Source organism: Streptomyces sp. NPDC058964 (assembly GCF_042741275.1).
In the GTDB taxonomy this organism is placed as follows: Bacteria; Actinomycetota; Actinomycetes; order Streptomycetales; family Streptomycetaceae; genus Streptomyces.
Window position 1 is genome coordinate 1 of record NZ_JBHYKH010000686.1, and the last position, 2,195, is coordinate 2,195.

At 73.8% G+C, this 2,195-nt stretch carries 3 protein-coding genes; all 3 read right to left on the reverse strand.

Annotation, left to right across the window (positions count from 1 at the left end; genetic code table 11):
* Nucleotides 1-120 (reverse strand): M55 family metallopeptidase (locus ACFW2E_RS42985; RefSeq protein ID WP_384476479.1); only part of this gene is annotated, 120 nt, incomplete at its 3' end.
* Nucleotides 117-1,271, reverse strand: a complete 1,155-nt coding sequence (menC, locus tag ACFW2E_RS42990) for an o-succinylbenzoate synthase (RefSeq protein WP_384476467.1) — start codon at nt 1,269-1,271, stop codon at nt 117-119. The genes ACFW2E_RS42985 and menC, both read right to left, overlap by 4 nt.
* Before the next feature lie 30 nt (nt 1,272-1,301).
* On the reverse strand, nt 1,302-2,195 hold an 894-nt coding region (locus tag ACFW2E_RS42995), incomplete at its 5' end, for a hypothetical protein (protein WP_384476470.1).

The window sequence follows — 2,195 nt, forward strand, 5'->3', positions numbered from 1 at the left end:
GTTGACGTCGGCGGTGAGGAACTGGCGGTTGTGCTCCCAGCGGGCGTGGCCGGGTTCGCAGTCGTCGGGGAAGGTGACGCCGGTGACGCCCTCCATGTCGGCGGAGATCAGGACCTTCATGCTGCTTTCCCCTCCGGGGTGGTGAGATGGGCGCGGGGGCGGATGGTCCAGGTGCGCATGGTGTGCCGGCGCAGTTGGCCGAGGTCCACGTCGAGGCCGATGCCGGGCCGGGAGCGGGGCACGGCGACCATGCCGTCCACAGCGCGGATGGGCGGCGTGACGATGTCTCGCCGGTAGTACTTGTCGGAGCCGGAGACGTCCGAGGGCAGAGCGAAGCCGGGCAGCCCGGCGAGGGCCAGGTTGGCCGCCCGGCCGATGCCGAACTCGTGCATCCCGCCGCACCACACCGGCACCCCGGCGTCCAGACACAGGTCGTGAACCGTCTTGGAGGGGCCGAGCCCGCCGAGCCGGGACACCTTGATGTTGACGACGTCGGCCGCGCCCAGGTGCAGCGCGGTGCGCAGCACGTCCGGGGTGGTGACCGACTCGTCCAGGCACACCGGGGTGTCCAGACGGGCGGCGAGCCGGGCGTGAGAGAGCAGGTCGGAGGCGGCGTACGGCTGCTCGATCATCAGCAGGCCGCGGCCGTCCAACTCCGCCAGTACGGCCTCCTGTTCGGGCCGATAGGCGGTGTTGGCGTCCACCTGGAGGGCGACGCCGGGGAAGGCGTCCTGGACGGCGCGGACCGGTTCGAGGTCCCAACCGGGGCGGATCTTCAGCTTGATGCGGCGGTAGCCGTCGGCGGTGTGCCGGGAGACCTGCGCGAGCAGCGCGTCGATCGTCGGCTCGATGCCGAGGCTGACCCCGGCGGGCACCGCGTCGGCGCCGGCGCCGAGCAGGTCGGCGAGGGGCTTGTCGCGCCGCTGCCCGTACAGGTCCCAGCAGGCCATGTCGAGGCCGGCGCGGGCGAAGTGGTTGCCGCTCACCTTGGCGGTGAGCAGGGCCGCGTCCTCGGGGTGGTCCCAGGGCCGGCCGAGCAGCATCGGGGCGAGGTACTCGCCGAGCACCTGCCAGGAGCTCCAGGTGGACTCGCCGCAGTAGTACGGGTCGGTCGGTGAGGCGCACTCGCCCCAGCCGACGCTGCCGTCCTCGGCGGTCGCGCGGACGACGATGTGCTCCAGGTACGACTTGCGGTGCGAACTGGTCTCGAAGGAGTGGACGAGATCGAGCCGGACCAGCGCCAGCTCGATCTCGGCAAGGGTGACGGTCATGCGGGGTCGTCCTACCGTGCGGGGCCCCGGTCAGGGGCGTGGGGTCGTGCCGGGTGCGGCGGCACGGGGGATGAAGCGGTACGCGGCGAGCCCGCCCGGCAGTCGTACGCAGGAGACGGCCGTGCGGTCGGCGAGCAGCCGGGCGAAGGTGGGCGTGAGGCGGCCGCGCAGCCGGGCGGCGTGCTCCGGGCCGGCCTCGGTGCGCAGCCGGTGCCAGTCGTCGGGCAGGACCACGATCCGGTCGTCGCCGTCGTCGTACACCTGGCCGACGCTCCAGCCGCCCGGGGGCGGACCGGGAGCGGGCGCGGCGGGCCGCGCCGGGGCGTCCAGGTGCCAGGAGACGATGAAGCGGTCGGTGGACTCGCCGGTGGCGGCGCCGAAGCCCGAGGCGCCGTACATCGCGGGCTTGAACGCGTCCACCACCGCGCCGAGCACGTCCAGGTTGAAGTGGGCGTTGCGGGTCTGCATCGGGTCGTACGCCCAGCGGATCAGTGTCGTCCCCTCCGCGATGCAGCGATCGCGCTGGCCGAGCTTGAGCAGCCGTCCGATGCCGAGGCCCTGGCGTTCGTGCGCCACCACGGCCAGCTGCGAGTACTGGTACAGGCGCGGGCCCTGCCCGTCGGCGCCCCGGTCGCGGGCGAGGAAGCTGTAGGTGAATCCCACCAGCGCCTCGCCGAGATAGGCGCCGACGACCAGGCCGCTGTTGTCCTGCAGGGCGGTCAGCAGGCGCGGGTTGAGGCTGCCGTCGCCGGGGCGCAGGCCCATGACCCGCTCGTACAGCGCGACGCAGTCGGCCATCTCCAGCGGGCCGTCCACGTCACGTACGACCAGCGGCGGAGCCGGCCGGGTACCGGCCGCGGCCCCCGGGGGGGGCGCGGCCGGTGCCCCAGTCTCGCGCGGGGTCACTCGGGCCCGCGGCGGGGC